General features: G+C 73.9%; 1 protein-coding gene and 1 pseudogene. Both read right to left on the bottom strand.

Annotated features, from left to right (window positions below; genetic code table 11):
- A partial coding sequence (locus AB0I76_RS30215; protein ID WP_357042631.1) for a dolichyl-phosphate beta-glucosyltransferase occupies window positions 1–754 on the bottom strand: 754 nt, incomplete at its 3' end.
- A 1-nt stretch (window position 755) separates the two neighbouring features.
- Window positions 756–1265 (bottom strand): annotated as a pseudogene (locus AB0I76_RS30210) (glycosyl transferase); the annotation flags it as partial.

The following is a 1265-nucleotide window of genomic DNA, read 5'->3' as shown; positions in this document are numbered from 1 at the left end:
CCAGCGCCCGGGCGAGCCGGCCGATGCCGCGCAGGTCGGCCAGCGCGGTGGTCACGATGTCCACCCGGCTGTCCGGGTCGTCCACCCAGTCCACCGGCACCTCGTGGATGCGCAGGCCGGCCCGCTGGGCGAGCACCAGCAGTTCGGTGTCGAAGAACCACCCGGTGTCGCGTACCAGCGGGAGGAGTCCCTCGGCGACGTCCGCCCGGATCGCCTTGAAGCCGCACTGGGCGTCGGAGAACCGGACCGCCAGGGTGCCCCGCAGCAGCAGGTTGTACGCCCGGGAGATGACCTCCCGCTTGGCGCCCCGCACCACCCGGGAGGTGCGGGCGAGTCGGGTGCCGATGGCCAGGTCGGAGTGGCCGGAGATGAGCGGGGCGACCAGCGGCAGCAGCGCCGCCAGGTCGGTGGAGAGGTCCACGTCCATGTAGGCGAGCACCGGCGCGGACGACGCCGACCAGGCCGCCCGCAGCGCCCGGCCGCGCCCCTTCGCGTCGAGGTGCAGCACCTCGACGCCGGGCAGTTCCGCGGCGAGTTCCCGGGCGACCTTCAGGGTGTCGTCGACGCTGGCGTTGTCGGCGATGGTGATCTGGAAGGGGTACGGGAAGTGCGCGCTCAGGTGCGCGTGCAACCGCTGGACGCACGGCCGGAGGTCGGTCTCCTCGTTGTAGACCGGTACGACCACGTCCAGCACGGCGGTCGGGGCGGTCGGCCGGGCCCGGACACCGGCCCGCGGGCTGGTGGAGCGGGTCATGTCAGCCCTCCTTTCCGCCGCTGAGGTCGTAGACGGTCACGCCGTCGACGGTCCGCGACTCGAAGGTGTCGGCCACCCAGGCCGCGATCTCCGACGAGGCGGTGCTGCCGCCGTTGGTGCCGGGGAAGGCACCGCCTCCGATGAACCAGTGGATCTGCCCGTCGGCCACGTACTCCTGGAACCGGGCGAGGGTCGGTGACGGGTCGCTGCCGTTGAACCCGCCGACCGCCATCACCGGATCCCCGGTGGCCAGCTGGTAGCCGGAGGCGTTGTTCGCGCCGACCGTCGCGGCGATCCAGGTGTAGTCGTCGCTGTCGCGTTCCAGCAGCTCGCGCAGCTCGGCGCTGGGTTCGCGGGCGTCCAGCAGGCCGCCCATGCCGCCGCCGGCCCGGTCCGCGCCGTTCCCGCCGGGGAAGCCGGGCACCTGACCGCCGGGGAAGGAGGGGACCTGCCCGCCGGGCAGGGTCGGAAGCTGGCCGCCGCCGGGGAGGGACGGGAGCTGGCCGGGCTG

This window comes from Micromonospora sp. NPDC049799 (assembly GCF_040656655.1).
In the GTDB taxonomy this organism is placed as follows: Bacteria; Actinomycetota; Actinomycetes; order Mycobacteriales; family Micromonosporaceae; genus Micromonospora.
The sequence above is the reverse complement of the archived record's forward strand: the minus strand, read 5'-3'. Positions and strand labels throughout refer to the sequence as shown.